26 protein-coding genes and 2 pseudogenes are annotated in these 22,485 nt (G+C 64.9%); 27 read left to right on the forward strand and 1 reads right to left on the reverse strand.

Translation table 11 applies throughout. The features are described from left to right. Positions 1 to 48 precede the first annotated feature (48 nt). Positions 49 to 1,312, reverse strand: a pseudogene (locus AX703_RS22400) (IS3 family transposase); the annotation flags it as partial. 120 nt (positions 1,313 to 1,432) lie between these two features. On the opposite strand from AX703_RS22400, the gene AX703_RS22410 reads away from it, so the two are divergent. The 27 genes and pseudogenes from AX703_RS22410 to AX703_RS26980 all read left to right on the forward strand — a co-directional run. After that, positions 1,433 to 1,876, forward strand: a complete 444-nt coding sequence (locus AX703_RS22410) for a hypothetical protein (protein ID WP_062347392.1) — start codon at positions 1,433 to 1,435, stop codon at positions 1,874 to 1,876. A gap of 556 nt (positions 1,877 to 2,432) precedes the next feature. Continuing rightward, the gene (locus AX703_RS22415) at positions 2,433 to 2,759 is read left to right on the forward strand and encodes a DUF736 domain-containing protein (protein WP_062347394.1); all 327 of its coding nucleotides are present in this window, start codon (positions 2,433 to 2,435) and stop codon (positions 2,757 to 2,759) included. A gap of 167 nt (positions 2,760 to 2,926) precedes the next feature. Further along, a complete protein-coding gene (locus AX703_RS22420) occupies positions 2,927 to 3,169 on the forward strand; it encodes a helix-turn-helix transcriptional regulator (RefSeq protein WP_027297061.1) in 243 nt (80 codons plus the stop codon). Positions 3,170 to 3,247: 78 nt separating this feature from the next. Continuing rightward, positions 3,248 to 3,550, forward strand: a complete 303-nt coding sequence (locus AX703_RS22425) for a DNA -binding domain-containing protein (RefSeq protein ID WP_062347396.1) — start codon at positions 3,248 to 3,250, stop codon at positions 3,548 to 3,550. A gap of 115 nt (positions 3,551 to 3,665) precedes the next feature. Continuing rightward, complete coding sequence (locus AX703_RS29000; RefSeq protein ID WP_072492857.1) at positions 3,666 to 3,974, forward strand: transcriptional regulator domain-containing protein; 309 nt, start codon at positions 3,666 to 3,668, stop codon at positions 3,972 to 3,974. Positions 3,975 to 4,089: 115 nt separating this feature from the next. Next, entirely contained in the window at positions 4,090 to 4,422 is a 333-nt protein-coding gene (locus AX703_RS26970; protein WP_231735662.1) for a DUF2285 domain-containing protein, read from the forward strand. 126 nt (positions 4,423 to 4,548) lie between these two features. After that, on the forward strand, positions 4,549 to 4,833 hold the full coding sequence (locus AX703_RS22435) for an AlpA family transcriptional regulator (protein ID WP_024350838.1): 285 nt from the start codon (positions 4,549 to 4,551) through the stop codon (positions 4,831 to 4,833). A 13-nt stretch (positions 4,834 to 4,846) separates the two neighbouring features. Next, positions 4,847 to 5,734, forward strand: coding sequence for a replication initiator protein A (locus tag AX703_RS22440; protein ID WP_058454246.1), 888 nt, complete (start codon positions 4,847 to 4,849; stop codon positions 5,732 to 5,734). 208 nt (positions 5,735 to 5,942) lie between these two features. Beyond that, positions 5,943 to 6,581: a ParA family partition ATPase gene (gene parA / locus AX703_RS22445; protein WP_027297065.1), complete on the forward strand. Its 639-nt coding sequence runs from the start codon at positions 5,943 to 5,945 to the stop codon at positions 6,579 to 6,581. Beyond that, positions 6,578 to 6,832, forward strand: coding sequence for a hypothetical protein (locus AX703_RS22450; RefSeq protein WP_062347398.1), 255 nt, complete (start codon positions 6,578 to 6,580; stop codon positions 6,830 to 6,832). The genes parA and AX703_RS22450 overlap by 4 nt, the downstream gene beginning before the upstream one ends. Further along, complete coding sequence (locus AX703_RS22455; RefSeq protein ID WP_062347400.1) at positions 6,829 to 7,350, forward strand: DUF2840 domain-containing protein; 522 nt, start codon at positions 6,829 to 6,831, stop codon at positions 7,348 to 7,350. Before AX703_RS22450 ends, AX703_RS22455 begins: the two co-directional genes overlap by 4 nt. Then, the gene (locus AX703_RS22460) at positions 7,347 to 7,892 is read left to right on the forward strand and encodes a S26 family signal peptidase (RefSeq protein ID WP_062347402.1); all 546 of its coding nucleotides are present in this window, start codon (positions 7,347 to 7,349) and stop codon (positions 7,890 to 7,892) included. Before AX703_RS22455 ends, AX703_RS22460 begins: the two co-directional genes overlap by 4 nt. A 46-nt stretch (positions 7,893 to 7,938) precedes the next feature. After that, positions 7,939 to 8,286 carry a DUF736 domain-containing protein gene (locus AX703_RS22465; protein ID WP_062347404.1) on the forward strand — a complete coding sequence of 116 codons (348 nt, stop codon included), beginning with the start codon at positions 7,939 to 7,941 and terminating at the stop codon, positions 8,284 to 8,286. Between the two features lie 3 nt (positions 8,287 to 8,289). Then, positions 8,290 to 9,051: a lytic transglycosylase domain-containing protein gene (locus AX703_RS22470; protein ID WP_062347406.1), complete on the forward strand. Its 762-nt coding sequence runs from the start codon at positions 8,290 to 8,292 to the stop codon at positions 9,049 to 9,051. A 244-nt stretch (positions 9,052 to 9,295) separates the two neighbouring features. Continuing rightward, entirely contained in the window at positions 9,296 to 11,035 is a 1,740-nt protein-coding gene (locus AX703_RS22475) for a VirD2 family relaxase/mobilization nuclease (RefSeq protein WP_062347408.1), read from the forward strand. Positions 11,036 to 11,060: 25 nt separating this feature from the next. Next, positions 11,061 to 13,046 (forward strand): conjugal transfer protein TraG, encoded by a 1,986-nt coding sequence (locus AX703_RS22480; RefSeq protein ID WP_062347420.1) that lies wholly within the window; start codon positions 11,061 to 11,063, stop codon positions 13,044 to 13,046. A gap of 9 nt (positions 13,047 to 13,055) precedes the next feature. Next, complete coding sequence (locus AX703_RS22485; RefSeq protein ID WP_024350828.1) at positions 13,056 to 13,487, forward strand: hypothetical protein; 432 nt, start codon at positions 13,056 to 13,058, stop codon at positions 13,485 to 13,487. Between the two features lie 169 nt (positions 13,488 to 13,656). Next, positions 13,657 to 14,637: a P-type conjugative transfer ATPase TrbB gene (gene trbB / locus AX703_RS22490; protein WP_027297073.1), complete on the forward strand. Its 981-nt coding sequence runs from the start codon at positions 13,657 to 13,659 to the stop codon at positions 14,635 to 14,637. Beyond that, on the forward strand, positions 14,637 to 14,969 hold the full coding sequence (locus AX703_RS22495; RefSeq protein WP_024350826.1) for a TrbC/VirB2 family protein: 333 nt from the start codon (positions 14,637 to 14,639) through the stop codon (positions 14,967 to 14,969). Before trbB ends, AX703_RS22495 begins: the two co-directional genes overlap by 1 nt. Next, entirely contained in the window at positions 14,969 to 15,250 is a 282-nt protein-coding gene (locus tag AX703_RS22500) for a VirB3 family type IV secretion system protein (protein ID WP_024350825.1), read from the forward strand. Before AX703_RS22495 ends, AX703_RS22500 begins: the two co-directional genes overlap by 1 nt. Before the next feature lie 11 nt (positions 15,251 to 15,261). Next, on the forward strand, positions 15,262 to 17,715 hold the full coding sequence (gene trbE / locus AX703_RS22505) for a conjugal transfer protein TrbE (RefSeq protein ID WP_062347410.1): 2,454 nt from the start codon (positions 15,262 to 15,264) through the stop codon (positions 17,713 to 17,715). Further along, positions 17,712 to 18,482, forward strand: coding sequence for a P-type conjugative transfer protein TrbJ (trbJ, locus tag AX703_RS22510; protein WP_062347412.1), 771 nt, complete (start codon positions 17,712 to 17,714; stop codon positions 18,480 to 18,482). The genes trbE and trbJ overlap by 4 nt, the downstream gene beginning before the upstream one ends. A 44-nt stretch (positions 18,483 to 18,526) precedes the next feature. Then, the gene (gene trbK-alt / locus AX703_RS26975) at positions 18,527 to 18,871 is read left to right on the forward strand and encodes a putative entry exclusion protein TrbK-alt (protein WP_369821051.1); all 345 of its coding nucleotides are present in this window, start codon (positions 18,527 to 18,529) and stop codon (positions 18,869 to 18,871) included. Between the two features lie 4 nt (positions 18,872 to 18,875). Further along, positions 18,876 to 20,231: a P-type conjugative transfer protein TrbL gene (gene trbL, locus AX703_RS22515; protein WP_062347423.1), complete on the forward strand. Its 1,356-nt coding sequence runs from the start codon at positions 18,876 to 18,878 to the stop codon at positions 20,229 to 20,231. Then, positions 20,231 to 20,914 (forward strand): conjugal transfer protein TrbF, encoded by a 684-nt coding sequence (trbF, locus tag AX703_RS22520; protein WP_024350821.1) that lies wholly within the window; start codon positions 20,231 to 20,233, stop codon positions 20,912 to 20,914. The genes trbL and trbF overlap by 1 nt, the downstream gene beginning before the upstream one ends. Continuing rightward, on the forward strand, positions 20,911 to 21,960 hold the full coding sequence (gene trbG / locus AX703_RS22525) for a P-type conjugative transfer protein TrbG (protein WP_062347414.1): 1,050 nt from the start codon (positions 20,911 to 20,913) through the stop codon (positions 21,958 to 21,960). Before trbF ends, trbG begins: the two co-directional genes overlap by 4 nt. Continuing rightward, positions 21,957 to 22,485, forward strand: a pseudogene (locus AX703_RS26980) (conjugal transfer protein TraI); the annotation flags it as partial. The gene trbG and the pseudogene AX703_RS26980, both read left to right, overlap by 4 nt.

Genomic DNA, 22,485 nt, shown 5'->3' on the forward strand with positions numbered 1-22,485 from the left:
CCGGCAGGATTTCCGCTCCCGTCCCGGCTTGTCATTCGCTATACTTCAGGCGCGCTGTGGTGGTGGTTGGAGTTGCCCCTGTTTGACCGGACAGTCAGCTATTGAGCTTGTGCCCGTATGAACTCCCGAGGGGAGCGCATTTTGAGCCCTGAGTGAGGATGGTTCTCGTTGTAATCCTCGAACCATCCGGCGAGCTTGCCGAGCGCGGTGAACGCATCTGGCAAGGGATTGACGCGAACATAGTCGCGTTTGAAGGTTTTGACGAAGCTCTCCGACATGCCATTCGACTCGGGGCTCTGGACTGGCGTGAAGCAGGCAATGAGATTGAGCGCTGTGGCGAAGTCGCGCGTCGCCTTGGCTGTGTAGGCGCTGCCATTGTCTGTCAGCCATTCGAGCGGCGCCGGCGACTTGAGGGCGCCAAACCTCCTCTCGACGGCCTCGAGCATCATGTCCCGGACCATCCCGCCGCTGATGCCCGATCCGACGACGGCATGCCATGCGATGATTTCCCGGTCATGGGCGTCGATGATGAAGGCGATCCGGATGAGGTCCCCGTTCCAGCACGAGATCTCGAACCCGTCTGAACACCAGCGAAGGTTCGAGCGCATGACGATGACTTTGCCGTCGTGGACACGGCCGGTCCGGCGGCCGGTGTGCCTGGCCAGCAGCATGGCGTTCTGGCGCATAATGCGGAAGACGCGTTTGTGGTTGACGGACGGCTCGCCCGCCTTGGCAAGCTCCCTGTTAGCCAGGGCCGTGATGCGGCGGTAGCCATAGGTCGGGCGCTCGTCGGCAATGCGGCGAACGAGCTGCACCAGGGTTTCATCCTCTAGCTTGCGATAGGGACCGCGGGGCTTCTTCGCGCGATACACCTTGTCATGAAGATGGGAGCGGGCCACTCCGATCGTCTTGGCAACCGCCTTCATCGGGAACCGTCCCTCAGCTGCGACAAGAGCCGCAAGCTCGGTTTTTTTGACTCCGACTTTGCCAGCGCCTCCCTGAGGATCTCAACCTCCATCGTCTTGCGGCCGAGCAGCCGTTCGAGGTCGCGGACGCGCTCTTCGAGCCGTCGCACTTCCGAACTCCCAACCACAGGCTCGTCTGATCCCACCGCTGTCGCTCCGCCTTCCGTCAACAGACGGCGCCAACGATAAAGCAGATTGGGCGCGACGCCACGTCGTCTCGCCACGGACGACACCGTCTCGCCCGGGAGGAAACTCTCCTCGATGATCTGAAGCTTCTGCTCGGTTGACCAGTGTCGGCGCCGTGCCTCGCCGGTGATCAGTTCGATCCGTCGATAATCGTCAGCCATAAGCCTGTGCTTGAGGATAGCCTCAAGCCTCCCGCGTTATGCCGACTGTCCGGTCGAAATGGGGGCCAGTTCAGTGGTGGAGGCGCGATCGTCAGCCATGAACGATTGGAAACCACTGCCATGATCGTCCTTGCCATACTCGCATCCCTCTTCGCCGTCGGCCTGCTCTGCTGGCTGGTGTTCACCTTGGCCGTTTTCGCTCTGCCCGCCTTCGTCGGCGTGACGACGGGCGCCTGGGCCAACGAAGGCGGCGCCGGCATTGCCGGCGCTGTCGTCGTGGGCGCGCTTGCGGCGGCGATGACGCTCGCCATCGGGCACCTCCTGATCGCCTTCGTCCGCCCGATGTGGCTGAAACTCGTCGTGGTGATCGCCTTCGTCGCCCCGGCGGCGATCGCGGGTTTTCATGCCACCCATGGCATCGTGAAGCACCTGATGCCGTCGGAAGCGTGGCAGATGGCGTTTTCGATCTTCGGGGCCGTCGCGGTCGGGATCACCGCCTTCCTCCGGGTCGCTGGACTAGTGGCGACTCCCAGCCCATCCAGCCCGGACCTTACTCGGGCATGATCTTTGTCGACGTCGTTCCGGCGGACCGGAACAGCACCAGACAAAGCATATCCTCGTAGCCTCCGAGGTTGCAGATGAAGCGGTGGGTGCTGATTGTTCATCGCGCCGAAAAGCAACCCGCGGGGGAGCGCTTTGGGCAACACCGGCAGCGCATCCGCTCGTGCACCGAAGGCAGAGACACTCCCGGTGGCAGTGGACGGAGATGCTGGAGCAATGCCTGTCGATGGGGAACGAAGCCGCTGCGCACACCCTGCGCCAACTTGCCGATGCGGGAGGGTCGCCATCTTCTCCGTTATCTGACCGTGCCTAGACCGCTCCAAACGGCCTCTTCAATGGCCTGATCTGGCCGAAGTACGGCTTCGCCTCGATCGCCTATGACGCAACAGCCGCGTCGAACTTTCTTCCCCTGCCGGCTGCGCCGTCATTCCTCGCGAGACAAGAAAGCCCTCCTAAGCTGTCAGGCCCCTTCGGGGTGCGCCGTCGACCGCCTCCGGCCTGCCGATCGCCATCGAGGCCGCAATGGTGCGGGCTCGGGAACGGAAAACGGAGAATTACAATGGCGACCATCGGCACCTTCAAGAAGACCGGCTCGAACGAGTTCACCGGCGAAATCGTCACCCTCAGCGTCCAGGCCAAGGGCGTGCGCATCGTCCCCGATACCCGCGCCACCGGCGAGAACGCTCCCAGCCACCGCGTCCTGGTGGGCCGCGCCGAGATCGGCGCCGCCTGGTCGAAGCGCTCCAACGAGGGCCGCGAATATCTCGGCCTCAAGCTCGACGATCCGAGCTTCAACGCCCCGATCTACGCCAACCTCTTCGACGACGAGGACGGCGATACCTTCTCGCTGATCTGGTCCCGCCCGAGCGGGCGGCGCGGCGACTGAGGCCTCCGCGCAAGGCCCCGGCCGGAAGGTCGGGGCCTTTCAGCTTTCTGGCAACCGAATCAGCTGACGTTTGCCCGGTCGGCTTTGCGGTGGCCAAACTGGCATAGGGCGACTATTATAGTCGTAGTTCTGGCGTGCGCGTAGGTCCGAGTGGGAGGTGATCATGCATGATCACCGCCCGACAATCACGGGCCGCGCGCGCGTTGCTGGGTTGGACACAGGAGACGCTCGCTGACAAGGCTCGCGTATCTCTGACCGCCCTCAAGCGCCTCGAGTCCGCCAGTGGCCTCGAGGTGTACGAGAGCACGCGGGATGAGGTCAGGCGCGCTTTCGAACAGAATGGCGTCGTGTTCCTGAGCTCCGACCGTGGTGTGGGAGTGATGGTGGTTGATCGCAAAGGGCAAGCCTGACGCCACGCGAGGAGCGAACTCGCAAACGCCCCTCTCATCGGGTTGCGCTAGAAGCTCGCTCGTAACATCGTTAACAAAATGCTCCAGTATGGATGGATATCCGCGCCGGGGAACGCCGTGACTACAAGCTTATTTCTTGATGAACCGCCAAGCAGCGCGACGCCGACCGCGTATGACGCGGCCAATGTGAAGCTTTACCTGCGTTTGCTGGATGCCGAAGCGCAAGGCGCTTCCTGGGCAGACGTCGTCGAGACGATTTTCGGGATTTCGGTGAACGCCGAGCCCGAGCGTGCCGAGCGCGTTTACCGCTCGCATCTCGCGCGCGCAAAGTGGATGACGAAGAACGGCTATAGCGGTTTACTGGCCGGCCGCGTGAACTGAACGTGATGCAGGTTTCGCATCACGTTGCTCCGCCTTCGTTATTCCCAGCCCTCACACAACTTGGAATCGTGTCCGCAGCTCAATTCGCGCGCTAAAACTGCGGAGGCTGTGGAGGATGTCTGAAGAAGATTCATGGCGGTCAGAGGCCGCTTACGACTATGTCGATGCTCTGTCTCCCGGAGATCTCGCCTGGGAGTTTTTGCGGAGAAACACCGAGTACCGGCGATCATACGACGAATTCCTCCAGGCAGGCGACAACACCGAAGAACTAACCCGGGAGTTTACATCCCGATGGGGGTTGCGATTTCCCGGCAGACCCTTCTGCATCTGCAATCGTCTCTCCAGTCTATTGGGACGCCCACTTCGATCCATCGATCGTCGTCCTCGGCAAAATCCCGACGGCTCACACGCCTCCCTCACTTGACGATTTCATCAGGGCGCAGGCCATAAATGGCATCGATGGCGAGATGCTGCGCCTTCAGATCCGGGGCGAAAAGTTCGACGCTTCTTTCCGCGACGGTGCCGGAAGTCTCGCGGCCATGGTCCTTCTCGATGAGCTTACGCCCGACCGCCTGAGCGCGCTGGCTCGTTTTTGGGCGGCTCTCGCTGGAAAAACCGTCCCGCCGGATCCGCGTATCACCCGATCCCGACAAAAGCGGGCGCGCGAAATGCTGCGCGTCCTCGACGGTCGGGCATCCGGAGCGACGTATCGTGCAATCGCCGACGCCGTCTTTCCCAAACATGATCACGACGCAGCCTCGTGGGTAGGCAGCGCAATCCGCGAGACGACCATTCGCCTGGCTAGAGACGGCGCGAAGCTCGTCCACGGCGGCTATCGTTCGATCTTGCGTCGGCCACGCCGAGACCGCTGACGCCCCAAAGGGTGTCGAACTTATCTCCTTTACTTCGACATCGTGCCGACCGCCGCAATCGCGCCACCGTGACCGCAATCCGCCGCCTGTCCGAGGCAGGCGCCGCGAAACCACGGAGGTTCGATCATGGACGAAACGGCCGCCCCCATGCCGCCACGCTACCTCAGGACAGAGGAAGCCGCGCGCTTTCTCGGGCTGTCGGAGCGCACGCTCGAAAAGCACCGAACATATGGCACCGGACCGACCTACCGGAAGCTCGGTGGACGGGTGGTCTATTCGCTGACCGACCTGCAGGCGTGGGCCGATCGCGGCTTGGTGACCTCCACCTCGGATCCGCGTGGCGGCATCGTCGCTCCTGCGAAAGCTGCGGCCTCCCAAGGCCGCAACGCCGGCACGTCCGGCCTTCGCTGATCCGATCTCCGTGATGTCGTCCCGCCATCAACGCAGCGACGAGCGAGCGCAACTCGACCTCTTCCGGGCGCTGCCCGGTGACTTGGCACCTCGCGATGCGCAGGACCTGATGGCCTATCCGTTCTTCTCCCTCGCCAAGTCGAAGCGGCTTGCGCCGATCGACTTCAAGGCCGGCTCGGTCAAGATCCGTGTCGAGGCAGTGCCCGAGCATGGCATGGCGACGATCTGGGACGCCGACATCCTCATCTGGGCCGCCTCACAGATCGTCGAGGCTCGCGACGTGGGGCTCCAGCCGTCGCGGCTGATGGCCACGACCCCGTATGAAATCCTGAACTTCATCGGCCGCGGCGTATCGCTGCGGGATTACGATCGGCTCAAGGCCGCACTCGACCGACTGCAGTCGACTACCGTCGCGACCTCGATCCGCCAGCCGACAGAGCGTCGGATGCACCGGTTCTCCTGGATCAACGAGTGGAAGGAACGAGCCGACCAACGCGGCAGGCCGCTCGGCCTCGAACTCATCGTTCCCGACTGGTTTTACAGCGCGGTGCTCGACGACGCGCTGGTGCTCACCATCGACCGCAACTACTTCGGCCTGACCGGAGGGCTGGAGCGCTGGCTGTACCGCCTGGTGCGCAAGCACGGCGGCAAGCAGGAGTTCGGCTGGAGCTTCGACTTTCCGCACCTCCATGCAAAGTCGGGTAGCCTCTCGCCGCTCAAGCACTTTGCCTACGACCTCCGCGAGATCGTCCGCCGGCAGCCGCTCCCCGGGTATCAGCTCACCATCGAGCAGTGCGTCGGCGGTCCCGACATCCTGTCCTTCGCACCCACCGATCCCGACGCGCTTGGCATTCCGCGCCGCCGTCGCCGCTCGAAAACTCGCCCTGGGGATAAGCTGTGAATCGTCTCGTGCTATCGGGGACCGGCACTATCGTGCCATCGGGGACCGAAGTCTCGTGCTATCGGGGACCGGATTCGACGAATCCTCGCGCTGAATCAGCGACTTGCAAGCCCTGTAACTTATCTAACCTAGATTCCTACGGAATCTTTCTAACGCGACCGTGCTTTTCGGCCGCTGTGGACGAGTCCCCGATCGCCGGGAGACCGTCATGATTGTCGCGCTGCTCAACCAGAAGGGCGGCGTCGGGAAGACGACGCTCGCCCTGCACCTCGCCGGCGAATGGGCTCGCCGTGGACAGCGCGTGACGCTGATCGACGCCGACCCCCAGGGTTCGGCGCTCGACTGGTCGCAGCAGCGCAGCCGAGAGGGGTTGGAGCGGCTGTTCGGTGTCGTCGGCCTGGCCCGCGATACGCTCCACCGCGAAGCGCCGGAGTTGGCCCGCGACGTTGACCATGTCGTCATCGACGGCCCGCCGCGCGTCGCTGGGCTGATGCGCTCGGCGCTGCTCGCGGCCGATCTCGTGCTCATTCCGGTGCAGCCGTCGCCGCTCGATGGCTGGGCCTCCGCCGAAATGCTCTCGCTGCTCGGCGAAGCACGCATCTACCGCCCGCAACTCGCCGCCCGCTTCGTGCTGAACCGCTGCGCGGCTCGCACCGTGTTGGCCCGCGAGACCGCCGAAACGCTCGCGGATCACGACCCGCCCTTGCTCTCGACCACGATCGGCCAGCGCATCGTCTTCGCCGATGTCGTGCAGACCGGCCGGCTCGCCGCCGAGCAGGACGAGGATTGCCCTGGCGCGCGCGAGATCGCCGCGCTCGCGGCGGAAGTCGCGAGGATCGGCGCATGAGCGCGCGGTTCCCGAAACGCAGCTTCGCGGCGCGTCCGGCCGATCCGGAGAGCTGGATCAAGGCGCCCGAGCGCCACACCCCGCGCGCACAAGCCGGCGAGGACTTCTCGGCGCGACTGACGATCGACGTGACTGCGGATATGCGCGGCCGCATCAAGATCGCCGCCTTCCAGCGCGGGCAGACCGTCGCCGACATGCTGCGCGCGCTGTTCGAGCGCGAATTCCCACCCCCGTCAGGAGAAGGATCATGACCGGCCATGTCGCCGCGCCAATGCGCGTCGGCCGCGCTGCCGCCGAGCCGCCGCCAGAAGCTTTCACCCAGGTCGAACTTACTTGGGTCGAGAAGCGAACGGAGCACTGGATACGGTTCGGTCGCGAGATACGCGAACAGATCCTCGACCGGCGCCGACGCATCCTCTTCTTCCCTCCCGGAAGCATCTTTGCGCTGGTCCGATGGGCCGCGAATGAGCACGGGACAGTGCTCTCGCGCCTCGACATCCTGCGCGCTGTTGAGCCTGCTGCGCCGTGCCAGACGATGCCGACCGTCACGCCCGGAGCGGACATCCTCCTGCGCGTCGACGGCTGGCCGAAGGTGGAGCGCATGCTCCAGCTCATCGACGCCATCGAGGCGCGTGGCATCGAGCCGATCGAGGTCTCGCCGGACCATTGGCGCCACGTCCACAACCGAATGACCGTCGGCGAAACGCCACGCGCTTATGGTCTTCGGCAGCATCGCGCCTTTCTCCTGCGCGAGGAGATCGGCGCATGACGCGGCTCTCCTACGCCATCGCCACGACGGCGGCGGTGTCGCTTCTAGGCCTCGCCTCGATCGCCTCATTCGCGCCGCGCCTCATCTGGAACGCTTCAGCCAGCACGCCGGTCGGCTTCTACACGATCGGCGATGTAGGCGCCCTCGACGTGACCGATCTGGTGGCGGTCGACGCGCCCGAGCCGCTCGCAACATTCCTGTCCGATGGCGACTACCTGCCACGCGGCGTACCGCTCTTGAAGCGCGTCGCCGCCCTCCCGGGTCAGCGGGTTTGCCGGACTGGGCTCGCTATCACGGTCGACGGCGTGCCGATCGGCGACGCCCTCGATCGCGATCGTCGCGGTCGCCCGCTCCCCGTTTGGCAGGGCTGCCGCTTGGTCGCGGCTGGCGAGTTGTTCCTGATGAACTGGCAGGTCCGCGACAGCCTCGACGGCCGCTACTTCGGCCCGCTTCCGGCCACCGCCGTGATCGGCCGGGCCACCCCTCTCTACACCGACGAGGACGGCGATGGCCGCTTCGTCTGGCGCGCGCCGACGCGGTGACGGCGCGCCCATGACCCTGTCCACCGCAATCTGAAGGAGACGACCAATGCCCGTGATCGGTCAATTCATGCGCGAGAATGATGGCTTCATCGGCCATCTGACGACACTTTCCCTGCACCAGGACATCATCATCGTCGCGGCCGAGCCGTCCGAAGCTGAGAACGCGCCCGACTACCGCGTCCATGTGCTCGACACCATGAGCAACGAGACCGGCGCGGAGATCGGCGCGGGTTGGAAGCGCACCGGCGAGAAGGCCGGCGAATACGTCTCGCTGCAGCTTGACGATCCGACCTTCGAACATCCGATCCGCGCCAACCTGTTCCAGTCGGCCGACGACAAGTCCGCCTGGGGCCTGCACTGGAACCGTCCGCCAAAGCGCGGCGAGCGGGACTGAACGATGCCCGCCACACGCATCAAACCTGTCGTCGGAGGGAGGATCGCCCTCCGACGTGCAGCTCTCCTTCTCCTTTCCGGCCTGGTCCTCGCCGGATCCGCCGCGAGCACTGCCTGCGCCCAGCAGGCGCAGGTCGAGCAGCCATCACGCAGCGATCCCTATGGCGCGTACATCGCAGAGGCGTCTCAGCGGTTTGGCGTTCCAGAAACGTGGATACGTGCCGTCATGCGCGTCGAAAGCGCGGGCGATGTGCGCGCGATCTCGTCGGCCGGCGCAATGAGCCTGATGCAAATCATGCCCGCCACGTGGGAGGAGTTGCGCGTCCGGCATCGGCTCGGCGGCAACCCCTACGACCCCCGGGACAACATTCTGGCGGGTGCTGCATATCTGCGCGAGATGCACGACCGCTACGGATCGCCGGGGTTTTTGGCGGCGTACAACGCGGGTCCGGGCCGCTACGAAGAGTATCTCGCCGGCCGCCCATTGCCGGCCGAAACGCGCGCCTATGTCGCGACGCTCGCCCCCATCGTGGGGGGCGGTGAACTCACCGGCCCTGTCATGGTGGCGTCCGCCGATCCGCTGACCTGGACGAGAGCGCCGCTCTTCGTCGCACAGTCGGCCGGCAGAGAGTCTGTCGTGCCGTTGCAGTCTGAAGGCAAGTCGGACACCGCCACGGCGGTGGCACCGGTGCGCGATCAAGGCCCCGTGGCTTCGCCCACCGATGGCCTTTTCGTTGCGCGCAGCGTTTCCGGGGGACCGCGATGACCGCGTTCGCACCCGTTCGTACCGTGGCGTGCCTTGGCGGGAGATGGGCAGTCTGCGGAGGGGGAGCAGTCAGCACAACCGAACGATGGCGAGATAAAAGCCGGCGATGTGCGGCTTGGTGCGGTCGTGTGTTTTCAGGGACTTATGGCGTGTTTGCGCGAGGTGCGCCTAACTGGCGCAGCCTGCGCAATCGCCATTTTTCCAAGTGGTTCCTTCGCTTTGCGCGATGTGCGGAGCTTTGGCGATGAGCGGCGAGGACGATTTCCGCATCCGGCCTGGCCGCATCCGCTCGACACGCGCACAACAGGCACGGCCCTTCATCGCTCAAGCACTTGCGGCCGCACAGCGGGCTGGCGGCCGCGTCTCGCGATCCGGCCAGATCACCACGAGCAATCGCTCGCGGTTCGGTCGCGGGCAACGCGCGACAGTGCAGGCAAACCGGCTCCTGACCAGCCGGTCTCGCAACGTGGTTATCAAGACGCGCGTCGTGCGGCACACCGCTAAGGCCGCGCCGCTTAGCGCCCACCTCAGCTACCTCCGGCGCGAGGGTGTTACCCGGGACGGGGAGAAGGCCCAGCTGTTCGGTCCCGAGACCGGAGACGCCGATCCGAAGGCCTTCGCTGAGCGAACCCAGGACGACCGCCATCATTTCCGCTTCATCGTCTCACCGGAGGACGCAACGGAGATGTCCGACCTCAGGACATACGCCCGCGACCTGATGGGGCAGATGGAAAAGGACCTCGGCACCAAGCTCGATTGGGTCGGCGTCGATCATTGGAACACCGACAATCCCCATGTCCACATCATCCTGCGAGGACGTACCGACGACAGCCAGGACCTCGTAATCTCCCGCGACTACATCAAGGAAGGCATGCGCGCCCGCGCGCAAGACCTCGTCACCCAGGAACTGGGGCCCCGCACCGAGCAGGAGATCCGTCGTAACCTCGGACGTCAGGTCGAGGCGGAACGCTGGACCGATCTCGATCGGCAGATCTCCCGCGACAGCTATCGCACCGGCATCGTCGACCTCGCGCCACGTCCCGATCAGAAGCCTGACGAATTCCACGCGTTGAAGGTCGGCAGGATGCGCAAGCTGGAGACGCTTGGTCTCGCCGATCAGGTCGGTCCCGGTCAGTGGGTTGTGTCGGAGACTGCGGAGAAGACGCTGCGCGCCCTCGGTGAACGCGGCGACATCATCAAGCGCATCCATCGTGGCCTGACCGAGCGTGGCATCGAGCGTGGCGCCGCGAGCTATGTGCTCGCGGGCGAAAGCATCGATGACCCTGTCATCGGGCGTCTGGTCGATCGCGGTCTCGACGACGAACTGAAGGGCACGGCCTATGCCGTCGTCGACGGCACCGACGGGCGAACCCATCATATTAAGCTCCCCGATCTCGACGCGGCTGCCGACAGCGCGCCGGGTTCGATCGTCGAGCTGCGCAAGTTCGACAACGTGCAGGGCCGCCGCCGTGTCGCACTCGCTGTTCGATCCGATCTCGATATCGAACAGCAGGTCCATGCGACCGGCGCCACCTGGCTCGACCGGCAGGCCATCGCCCGCGAACCGGTGGCTCTCGGTGGTGGCGGCTTTGGCGCGGAGGTGCGGCAGGCAATGGACCGACGCGCCGAGCATCTTATCCACCAAGGGCTCGCCGAACGGCAGACCCGTGGCGTCAGCTTCTCGCCCGGACTGATCGACTCGCTGCGCCAGCGCGAGGTCGAAGCGCTCGGCGAGAAGCTCGCGGCCGAAACCGGCCGGCCATTCACCAAGGCCGGAACGGGTGAGTATGTAGCGGGCACCTATCGGCAACGCTTTGCGCTCGCCTCGGGCCGCTTCGCCATGATCGACGACGGGCTCGGCTTCCAGCTCGTGCCCTGGACGCCGTCCCTCGAACGTCAACTCGGCCAGCACGTCTCCGGGGTCTCACGCGGGGGCGGCGGCGTCGACTGGAGCTTCGGCCGCAATCGCGGCCTCGGCATGTAGCCCCACCAAGAAAGGAGTGCCTGCCATGTCGGCGACGAAAATCCTCTGGGGGCAGATCCTCACCGTGTTCCTGATCGTTTTGATGACGACCTGGGGTGCCACGCAATGGACAGCCTACCGTCTCGGCTTCCAGCCCCAGCTCGGTCAGCCTTGGTTCGAACTGGCCGGATGGCCGATCTATTATCCCCCGGCCTTCTTCTGGTGGTGGTATTTCTACGACGCCTATGCGCCGCCTATCTTCGTCGAGGGCGCCTACATGGCCGCGTCGGGTGGCTTCATCTCCATCGCCGTCGCGATCGGCATGTCGGTATGGCGGGCGCGTGAAGCCAAGAACGTCGAGACCTATGGCTCGGCCCGCTGGGCGCGACCGGAAGAGGTGAAGGCTGCAGGACTGCTCGGCCCCGACGGAGTCGTACTCGGCAGGCATGAGCGCGAGTATCTCCGCCATGACGGTCCGGAGCATGTGCTGTGCTTCGCGCCGACCCGTTCAGGCAAGGGCGTGGGCCTAGTGGTGCCTTCGCTCTTGACCTGGCCGGGGTCGGCGATCGTCCACGACATCAAGGGCGAGAACTGGACGCTCACCGCCGGCTATCGCGCACGGCATGGCCGCGTGCTGCTCTTCGATCCGACGAACGCGAAGTCGGCGGCCTACAACCCGCTGCTCGAAGTGCGCCGCGGCGAATGGGAAGTCCGCGACGTGCAGAACATCGCCGACATTCTCGTCGACCCGGAAGGCTCGCTCGAAAAGCGAAACCACTGGGAGAAGACATCGCACGCCCTTCTGGTCGGCGCGATCCTGCATGTCCTGTACGCAGAGGCCGACAAGACATTGGCCGGCGTCGCCGCCTTTCTCTCCGATCCGAAGCGCCCGATCGAGTCGACCCTCGCGGCGATGATGAAGACCGCCCATCTCGGCGAGGCCGGTCCACATCCGGTGATCGCCAGCGCCGCCCGCGAACTGCTCAACAAGTCCGATAACGAGCGCTCCGGGGTGCTGTCGACAGCGATGTCGTTCCTCGGTCTGTATCGCGATCCCGTCGTGGCCGAGGTCACCCGTCGCTGCGACTGGCGTATCGCCGACATGGTTGGCGGCAAGTATCCGACCACGCTCTACCTCGTGGTGCCGCCATCTGACATAAACCGGACCAAGCCGCTGATCCGCCTGATCCTCAATCAGGTCGGACGTCGGTTGACGGAAGATCTGCAGGCGAAGAGCAATCGACACCGGCTGCTGCTCATGCTCGACGAATTTCCCGCACTTGGACGCTTAGACTTCTTCGAGAGCGCGCTCGCCTTCATGGCGGGTTACGGGTTGAAAGCTTTCCTCATCGCGCAATCGCTGAACCAAATCGAGAAAGCCTACGGCCCGAACAACTCGATCCTCGATAACTGCCATGTGCGCGTCAGCTTCGCCACCAACGACGAGCGAACCGCCAAGCGCGTTTCGGACGCGCTTGGCACCGCGACCGAAATGAAGGCCATGAAGAACTATGCCGGCCACCGGCTATCGCCCTGGCTCGGCCACCTGATGGTGTCGCGCTCGGAGACTGCACGGCAATTGCTCACGCCGGGCGAGATCATGCAGCTCCCGCCGTCAGACGAGATCGTCATGGTCGCCGGCATCCCGCCTATCCGCGCAAAGAAGGCACGCTATTACGAGGATCGTCGGCTCCAGGAGCGCATCCTTACGCCTCCCGCACTCACGAAGCCCGCAAGCGCTCGAGCCGACGATTGGAGCGCGCTCGCCATACCGGAACCTCCCGTGGTGAGTGCGCCAGCTACGGCAGATAACCTAGCCGACGACGACCCGACGGACTCCGAGCAACGGCATCAGCCTGAACTGAGCCGCATGAAAACCGTCGAACGCAAGGCGATCGTCGACAACGAATTCGAGATCGATCCTCGCGACGACGTCGATGAGGATGCTGCGCGCCTCAGCCGCATGACGCAGGCCATGCGCCAGGTCGCTCGGCAGGCATCGCTCGATCCCGGCGATGGCATCGATCTGTAGGAGGCGGGGGTGACCAAACCTTTGAAGAAGCAGCGGCTGTCGGTCTATCTCGACCCGGACGTCATGAAGGCGCTCGCAGCCCATGCTGCCCGGCGCGATCTGTCCCTGTCACTGGTAGCCGAGGCCGGTATCGCTTCATTCCTCTCGCCGGACGCTGCCGAGCGTCAGGAGGCCGCGACGACGAAGCGGCTTGACCAGCTCGACCGACGCATGGCGCGCATGGAGCGCGATCTGGGAATATCGGTCGAGACGCTAGCCGTGTTCATCCGCTTCTGGCTGACCTCCAACCCGCCGTTGCCGGAGCCGGCGCAGGTCGCGGCTCGCGCCAAAGCGTCGGAGCGCTACGAAGCCTTCGTGACCGCGCTCGGCAGACGACTCGCGCAAGGTCCGAAGCTCAGGCAGGAAATCGCGGAAGACATCCCCGCGCGCGACGCGGAATAATCACTGTTTGACGTATCACAAGTATTCGACCGTTCCGCCGTTTCCCTGTCTTTGTACGCCACAGTACGACGGCCACATGATGGTTGTTGTCACGCCATGATTTCTGCCTCTTCTACTCATCCCCGATCCAGGGCCGCCCGCGGCGGTCCCGCAAAAGAACGGGGACGACGTGACGGCAGCTCACCAGAAATCGGAGGCGATCCTTCGCGGTGCTCGGATGCTGCGCACTGCGCTCGGCCCGGCGATCGCCACGTTTCTGGAAGACCCCGCGATCGTCGAGGTGATGCTCAACCCCGACGGGCGGCTCTGGGTCGACCGGTTGTCGGAAGGTCTCTCCGACACCGGTGAACGCCTATCTCCAGCCGACGGCGAACGCATAGTTCGACTTGTCGCACATCACGTCGGGGCCGAGGTTCATGCCGGGGCGCCCCGCGTCTCCGCCGAACTGCCTGAAACAGGGGAGCGGTTTGAGGGCCTTCTGCCGCCAGTGGTGTCCGCGCCGGCTTTCGCGATCCGGAAGCCAGCCGTCGCCGTGTTCACGCTCGATGACTATGTCGCGGCTGGCATCATGCTGTCCGACCAAGCCGAAACGCTGCGTCAGGCCGTTCTTCATAGGCGGAACATCCTCGTCGCCGGCGGCACCTCCACCGGTAAGACCACGCTCACGAACGCCCTGTTAGCGGAGGTATCGAAGACATCCGATCGCGTCGTGTTGATCGAGGACACCCGTGAACTGCAATGCGCCGCGCCAAACCTGGTCGCAATGCGCACGAAGGACGGCGTAGCTTCTCTCTCCGATCTTGTCCGTTCCTCGCTGCGTCTTCGTCCCGACCGCATCCCGATCGGCGAAGTGCGCGGTGCAGAGGCGCTCGATCTGCTGAAGGCCTGGGGCACCGGCCATCCCGGCGGCGTCGGCACGATCCACGCCGGCACCGCCATTGGCGCTCTTCGCCGGATGGAGCAACTCATCCAGGAAGCCGTCGTCACGGTTCCGCGCGCGCTGATCGCCGAGACCATTGATCTGGTTGCGGTGCTCTCCGGCCGCGGCTCCTCGCGCCGCCTTGCCGAGCTTGCCCGCGTCGAAGGCCTGGGCCCCGACGGTGACTACTGCGTCACTCCAACAATTCCGTCCATCTCAGGAGACAGGTAATGATCAAGCATGCCCTGCGCATCCGCCGTCACATAGCCACGGCAGCTTCCGTCACTTTCATTTCCATAGCCCTCGCACCTGCCGCTCATGCGTCCGGTTCGTCGATGCCATGGGAAGCTCCTCTGCAGTCGATCCTCGAATCGATCGAGGGCCCGGTCGCAAAGATCATCGCGGTGATGATCATCATCATCACCGGCCTGACTCTCGCCTTCGGCGACACGTCGGGCGGAGCGCGCCGCCTGATCCAGATCGTGTTCGGCCTGTCGATCGCCTTCGCCGCGTCGAGCTTCTTCCTTTCGTTCTTCTCGTTCGGCGGCGGGGCGCTTGTCTGATGGCCGTTGGAGCGGATCATAGCGCGGACGTGCCGGGCTTTTCCGTGCCGGTTCATCGTGCGCTGACCGAGCACATCCTGCTCGGCGGTGCGCCGCGCTCGCTCGCGATCCTCAATGGTACCCTGGCCGCCGCGCTTGGCTTGGGCCTTCGCCTTTGGCTGGTCGGGCTGGCGCTATGGGCGGTCGGCCACTTCGCCGCCGTCTGGGCGGCCAAACGTGATCCGCAATTTGTCGACGTCGTGCGCAAGCATCTGCGCATCCCCGGCCACTTGGCGACTTGAGGAGCCGGGCAATGATGAACCTATCCGAATACCGCAATCGGAATACCCGGCTCGCCGACTTCCTACCCTGGGCGGCGCTCGCCGGCGAAGGCGTCGTCCTCAACAAAGACGGCAGCCTGCAGCGCTCGGCCCGCTTTCGCGGTCCTGACCTCGACAGCGCAGTGCCAGCCGAGCTCGTCGCCGTCGCTGGCCGGCTGAACAACGCCTTCCGTCGCCTCGGTTCCGGATGGGCCATATTCGTCGAAGCGCAGCGCCATGGCGCCGTGTCATATCCGGCAAGCACATTTGCCGACAGCGCTTCGGCGCTTGTCGATGCCGAGCGCAAGGCAGACTTTGAAGAAGCCGGCGCCCATTTCGAATCCAGCTACTTCCTCACATTCCTTTATCTACCGCCGGCCGAGGATGCCGCCCGTGCCGAGACCTGGCTTTACGAGGGTCGGGACCATGCCGGCGTCGATGCGCGCGAAGTGCTCCGAAGTTTTGTCGATCGCACCGACCGTATCCTCAACCTGATAGACGCCTTCATGCCGGAGTGCGTATGGCTCGATGACGCCGAAACGCTCACCTACCTGCATTCGACGATCTCGACGAAGCGCCATCGCGTCCGCGTGCCCGAAACGCCGATGTACCTCGACGCTTTGCTCGCCGATCAGCCGCTTACCGGCGGGCTGGAGCCCCGGCTTGGAGATGCGCACGTACGCATCCTCACTATCGTCGGCTTCCCGACCGCGACGACGCCCGGCATCCTCGACGAGCTGAACCGGCTCGCCTTTCCCTATCGCTGGTCGACCCGAGCGATCCTGCTCGACAAGACCGACGCGACCAAGCTGCTGACAAAGATCAGGCGGCAGTGGTTCGCAAAGCGCAAGTCGATCGCCGCCATTCTCAAGGAGGTGATGACCAACGAGGCATCGGCGCTCGTTGACACCGACGCGGCGAACAAGGCTGCTGACGCTGATATGGCGCTGCAGGAGCTGGGCGCCGACTATGCCGGCCAAGCCTACGTGACCGCGACCATCACCGTCTGGGATGATGATCCCCGCGTCGCGGCCGAGAAGCTCCGGCTGGTGGAAAAGGTCATTCAGGGCCGCGACTTCACGGCGATGACTGAGACCATCAATGCTGTCGACGCCTGGCTGGGCTCACTCCCCGGGCATGTCTACGCCAACGTCCGCCAGCCGCCCATCAGCACATTGAATCTCGCTCACATGATCCCGCTATCAGCGGTGTGGGCGGGACCGGAACGGGACGAGCACTTCGATGCACCCCCACTGCTTTACGGCAGAACGGAGGGCTCGACCCCGTTCCGGCTTTCCATCCACGTCGGCGATGTCGGTCATACGCTGATCGTCGGGCCGACCGGCGCCGGTAAATCGGTGCTTCTCGCACTAATGGCGCTTCAGTTCCGCCGCTATCCACAATCTCAGGTCTTCGCCTTCGACTTCGGCGGATCGATCCGCGCCGCGGCGCTCGCCATGCAGGGCGACTGGCATGATCTCGGCGGCGGTTTGACCGAGGGCTCCGAGGAGAGTGTGTCGCTCCAGCCGCTCGCCCGCATCGACGACGTCGCCGAGCGCGCCTGGGCCTCCGACTGGCTGATCGCGATCCTTTCCCGAGAGAGCGTGCCGGTTACGCCCGAGGTCAAGGAGCATTTGTGGTCGGCGCTTTCGTCGTTGGCGTCGGCGCCGGTCGCCGAGCGCACGTTGACCGGGCTGTCCGTCCTTCTCCAGTCCAACGACCTGAAACAGGCGCTGCGACCCTACTGCGTCGGCGGCCCCTATGGCCGGCTGTTGGACGCTGAGGCCGAGCATCTTGGCGAGGCGCATGTCCAGGCTTTCGAGACCGAAGGTCTGATCGGCACCGGCGCAGCGGCAGCGGTGCTCGCTTATCTCTTCCATCGCATCGAGGACCGCCTCGACGGCCGGCCGACACTCCTGATCGTGGATGAAGGTTGGCTCGCCCTCGACGACGACGGCTTCGCCGGACAACTCCGCGAATGGCTGAAGACGCTGCGCAAGAAAAACGCCAGCGTCATCTTCGCCACCCAGTCGCTCTCCGACATCGACGGCTCTGCGATAGCGCCGGCGATTATCGAGAGCTGCCAAACGCGCATCCTCCTGCCGAACGAGCGCGCGGTCGAGCCGCAGATCACCGCGATTTACCGCCGATTCGGTCTCAACGACCGGCAGATCGAAATCCTCGCGCGGGCAACGCCCAAGCGAGACTATTACTGCCAGTCGCGACGGGGCAATCGCCTGTTCGAGCTGGGCCTGTCGGATGTGGCGCTGGCGCTGTGCGCAGCCTCATCCAAACAGCATCAAGCGATGATCGCCGATGTCCACGCCCGAAGCGGCACCGAGCGGTTCCTCGCCGAGTGGCTGGCGGCCAACCGACTCGACTGGGCTGCCGACCTGATCACCGACCTCACCAACGTCAATCAACAAGACCCGGAGGCACGTCCATGACACGTCTGATTCAAACCCACAGTCGCGCACTGCGCGTGACGGCCGCGCTCCTCGCGGTCCCGCTCGCACTTTCACCGGTCCTCAGCACCCCGGCTGCCGCTCAGTGGATCGTCTACGACCCGACGAACTATGCCCAGAACGTCCTCACTGCGGCGCGGACCCTCCAGCAGGTGAATCAGCAGATCACTCAGCTTCAGAACGAAGCTCAGATGCTGATCAATCAGGCGCGCAATCTTGCCAGCCTCCCGCACTCTTCGCTTCAGCAGCTTCAACAGTCGGTTCAGCGGACGCAACAGCTTCTGAGCCAGGCGCAGGGGATAGCCCTCAACGTCCAGCAGATCGACCGAGCATTCCAGACCACATACGGCAATGCGTCGATGTCCGCCTCGGATCAGGCGCTCGTCACACAGGCGCGGGAGCGCTGGCAGAACACTGTCGGTGGTCTGCAGGACGCTATGCGAGTCCAGGCGGGTGTTGTCGGCAATATCGACACCAACCGTACGGAGATGTCAGCGCTTATCGGCCAGAGCCAGGGCGCGACGGGGGCGTTGCAGGCGACGCAGGCCGGCAATCAACTGCTCGCACTGCAGGCCCAGCAGCTCGCCGACCTCACCGCCGTCGTCGCCGCTAACGGGCGCGCTCAGAGCCTCTCCGAAGCCGAGCGCGCCGCAGCGGCGGAACAGGGCCGTGAGCAGCGCCGTCGCTTTCTCACGCCCGGCAGCGGCTACCAGCCGGGCAATGCCCGCATGTTCCCGAACGGCAACTGAGGGGCCTGACAGTGGACGGCAAGTTGGTCGCTCGAGTGGGCGCTGTGGTTTTCGTCGCGGTTGCGGTCACCGCGACCGCGATCGAGATGTCCCGGAAAGAGGAAGTGCCAGAGATTTGGCCGTCCGGACGAACGGCTCAAGAAACTGCGGATCCCCTGCGGGACGCGCTCATCCGCTGCCAGGCACTCGGTGAAGAAGGTCCGCGGGACCCTGACTGCCGCCGGGCTTGGGCTGAGAACCGCCACCGCTTTCTCGCGCCCGGTTCTCGTCCCGCTGAGCGCCTGCCGGACGTAGCATCACCCACCGGTGACGTCTTCAGCCCTCAACTACGAGGGACAGACGCGCAAGATCACGCGCCGACCGCGCCACAGATCAACGAAGCGCGATAGCATCATGGGCAACACCGGCGTCATCGACCACTTCCTTGAGGTCTTCACTCGCTACATCGACAGCGGGTTCGGCCTGCTTAGCGGAGAGGTCGCCTTCATCGCCACGACCCTGATCGTCATCGACGTGACGCTCGCGGCACTGTTCTGGAGCTGGGGCGCCGACGACGACATCATGGCGCGGCTAGTGAAGAAAACGCTCTTCGTCGGCGTCTTCGCCTACATCATCGGCAATTGGAACAACCTCGCACGTATCGTCTTCGAAAGCTTCGCCGGTCTCGGGCTGAAGGCGAGTGGCACCGGATTTTCAACTGCGGACCTCATGCGCCCGGGAAGAGTTGCGCAGACCGGCCTAGACGCCGGTCGACCATTGCTCGACTCCATCTCCAGCCTGATGGGCTACTGGTCGTTCTTTGAAAACTTCATCCAGATTGCCTGCATGTTTCTTGCCTGGGCGCTGGTCCTGCTCGCCTTCTTCATTCTCGCTATCCAGCTGTTCGTCACCCTCATTGAATTCAAGCTGACGACGCTCGCCGGCTTCGTCCTGATCCCGTTCGGCCTGTTCGGCAAATCCGCGTTTATGGCCGAGCGCGTGCTCGGCAACGTCATCTCCTCCGGCATCAAGGTTCTGGTCCTCGCTGTCATCATTGGCATCGGGTCAACGCTCTTCTCAGAGTTCACTTCCGGTTTTGGCGGGCAGAATCCGTCGATCGACGAAGCCATGGCGATCGTGCTGGCCGCGTTGTCACTTCTCGGCCTCGGCATTTTTGGTCCCGGAATCGCAACCGGGCTCGTTTCTGGCGGCCCGCAGCTCAGTGCAGGCGCGGCGATAGGAACCGGCCTCGCAGCGGGCGGCGTGGTCGCTCTTGGCGCCGGCGCCGTCGGCGCAGCAGCCTCCGGCGGCGCGGCCTTGGCAGGAGGTGCGGCAGCCGCAGCTCGTGGTGGCGCCGCCATCGCGGGTGGAGCGTCCACAGCCTACAGCCTTGGCGCAGCCGGACAGTCCGGCGCGGCCGGGGTGGCCTCCGGCCTCGGAGGCGTTGCGCGTGCGGGCGGCAGCGCGGCTGTCTCACCTCTGCGCCGTGCCGCATCGCGCGCTGCCGACACCATGAGGTCAAGCTTCAACGCAGGCGGCAAAGCGGCGTTCGAAGCGACAGGCGGAACGTCCACCATGGGCTCGATAGGGGGTGATGCCGCCGGCGATGGCGCGGCGCCTGCGAGCGCTGGCGGGCCGCCGGCTTGGGCGCAGAGAATGCGCCGGTCCCAGCAAATGACTCACGCCGCCCAGGCCACGGCTCATGCCGTCCGCTCTGGCGACGCCCATGGCGGCGGTTCCTCCGTAAATCTGACTCAAGGCGACCGCTGATGTTCAAACGACCATCCACTCACTACGGCAAGGCACCCGAGCCGGAGACGCCGTATCAACGTGCTGCCCAAGTCTGGGACGATCGGATCGGGGCCTCCAGGATCCAGGCGAAAAACTGGCGGCTGATGGCTTTCGGCTCGCTGATCCTTACGGCGGGGTTCGCCACCGCCCTCGTCGTGCAATCAGCTCGCGGGACCGTCGTGCCGTGGGTCGTGCAGGTCGATCGACTGGGTCAGTCCCAGGCGGTCGCACCCGCCGAGGCCGACTTCCGCCCCACCGATCCACAAATCGCCTTTCATCTCGCGCGCTTCATCGAACAGGTCCGCAGCATCCCGGCGGACGCGATCATCGTGCGCCAGAACTGGCTACGGGCGTACGACTTCACGACTGATCGCGGCGCCATGGCGCTCAACGACTATGCTCGCTCGAACGACCCGTTCACGCGGGTCGGCCGACAGCAGGTTGCTGTCGATGTCTCAAGCGTCATCCGCGCCTCGCCCGACAGCTTCCGCGTCGCCTGGGTCGAGCGCCGCTATGAGAACGGCCAGCTCGCCGAGACCACGCGCTGGACCGCGATCCTGACGATCGTCGTGCAGGTCCCCCGCAACGCCGATCGGCTGAGGGCCAACCCGCTCGGCATCTATGTCAACGCCATCAACTGGTCACGGGAGCTTGGGCAATGAAGCCGTCTTTCCGTAAAGCCGGAAACCCGGCTTCGCACGCACTTGCAATCCCGGCTCTCCGCAGAGCCGCAATCCCGATGGTCCTGCTGGCGACAACTGCGCTCGCGGGCTGCGCCACCACGAACCCACCGCCCGAGATCTCCTACGACAACGCGGCTCCCGCCGTGCAGACCGTCGATCCGCCAGCGCCCGTCACCGTGGTCGAACTGCCGCGGCCGCTGCCGCTACCCGGCCAGTTGCAGCGTGTGCCGGAGACGCGACGCGCGCCCGAGCCGGCCAACCCAACGGCGCGCGTCAACCAGGCCAATGAGGCGGCCCGCGTCCAGCCGGTGCGCGACGGCTTCATCAACTCCATGCAGGTCTATCCCTGGACGCAAGGCGCGCTCTATCAGGTATATACCGCTGTCGGTCAGATCACCGACATTGCGCTTCAGCCCGGCGAACAGCTTGTCGGTGCAGGCCCTGTTGCGGCCGGGGACACGGTGCGCTGGATCATCGGCGACACCGAGAGCGGATCGGGCGCGACGCGCCAGATCCACATCCTCGTGAAGCCCACACGGGCCGACCTGATGACGAACCTGGTCATCAACACCAACATGCGCACCTATCACATGGAGTTGCGGTCGACAGAGCGAACCTACATGGCTTCCGTGTCCTGGCAGTATCCGCAGGATCAACTCATCGCGCTGCGCCGGCAGAACGCCGACGCGCAGGCCGCTCAACCGGTTGCGAGCGGTGTCGATCTCGCCAACGTCAATTTCCGCTATGCCATCGAGGGTGACCGCGCTCCTTGGCGCCCACTGCGCGCCTTCGACGACGGTCGCCAGGTTTTCATCGAGTTTCCGCGAGGCATTGGTCAGGGCGAGATGCCGCCGCTCTTCGTCGTCGGGCCCGAGGGCAACACCTCAGAACTGGTGAACTACCGCGTTCGCGGCCACCACATGATCGTCGATCGACTCTTCGCGGCGGCGGAACTGCGGTTCGGTTCCGGTCGCGAGCAGAAGCGCGTCAGGATCGTCCGAACAGACGGGAGGCCCACCTCGTGAGCGCGAACTCGCCCCCAAATGAGGAAGTGCCAGACGATGATGCACAGCCCCTGACCGGCGAGCCGGTCGGGCCAGCGCCGATGCGTCTGCGCGCCGAACCGCCCCGCGTCACTCGACTATCGCGCAAGGTCCTCGCCGGGCTTGGTCTTGTCGCCAGCGTCGGCCTCGGTGGTGCACTGCTCTACGCGCTTCAGACGCGCGACGCCGGTCGGCCCAACGACGAACTCTATTCGACCGAAAATCGCTCGACGGCTGACGGCCTGGCCGGGCTGCCGCGAGATTACAGTGGCGTGCCCCAACTCGGTCCGCCCCTTCCCGGTGACCTCGGCCGACCAATCTTAAGCACCCAAGATCGAGGACAGCCGGTGCCGGCACCCGGTATAGCGACGCCCAATCCCGGCATCAGTCCAGAAGAGCAGCGGCGACTCCAGGAGATCGAGACCGCGCGGACCAGTCGCCTCTTCTCCGGATCGGAAAGCCGGGGCGCTCCCGCTGCAGCGGGAGCTGCCCCAGCACTCCCGCCCG

The organism is Novosphingobium sp. CCH12-A3 (genome assembly GCF_001556015.1).
In the GTDB taxonomy this organism is placed as follows: Bacteria; Pseudomonadota; Alphaproteobacteria; order Sphingomonadales; family Sphingomonadaceae; genus Novosphingobium; species Novosphingobium subterraneum.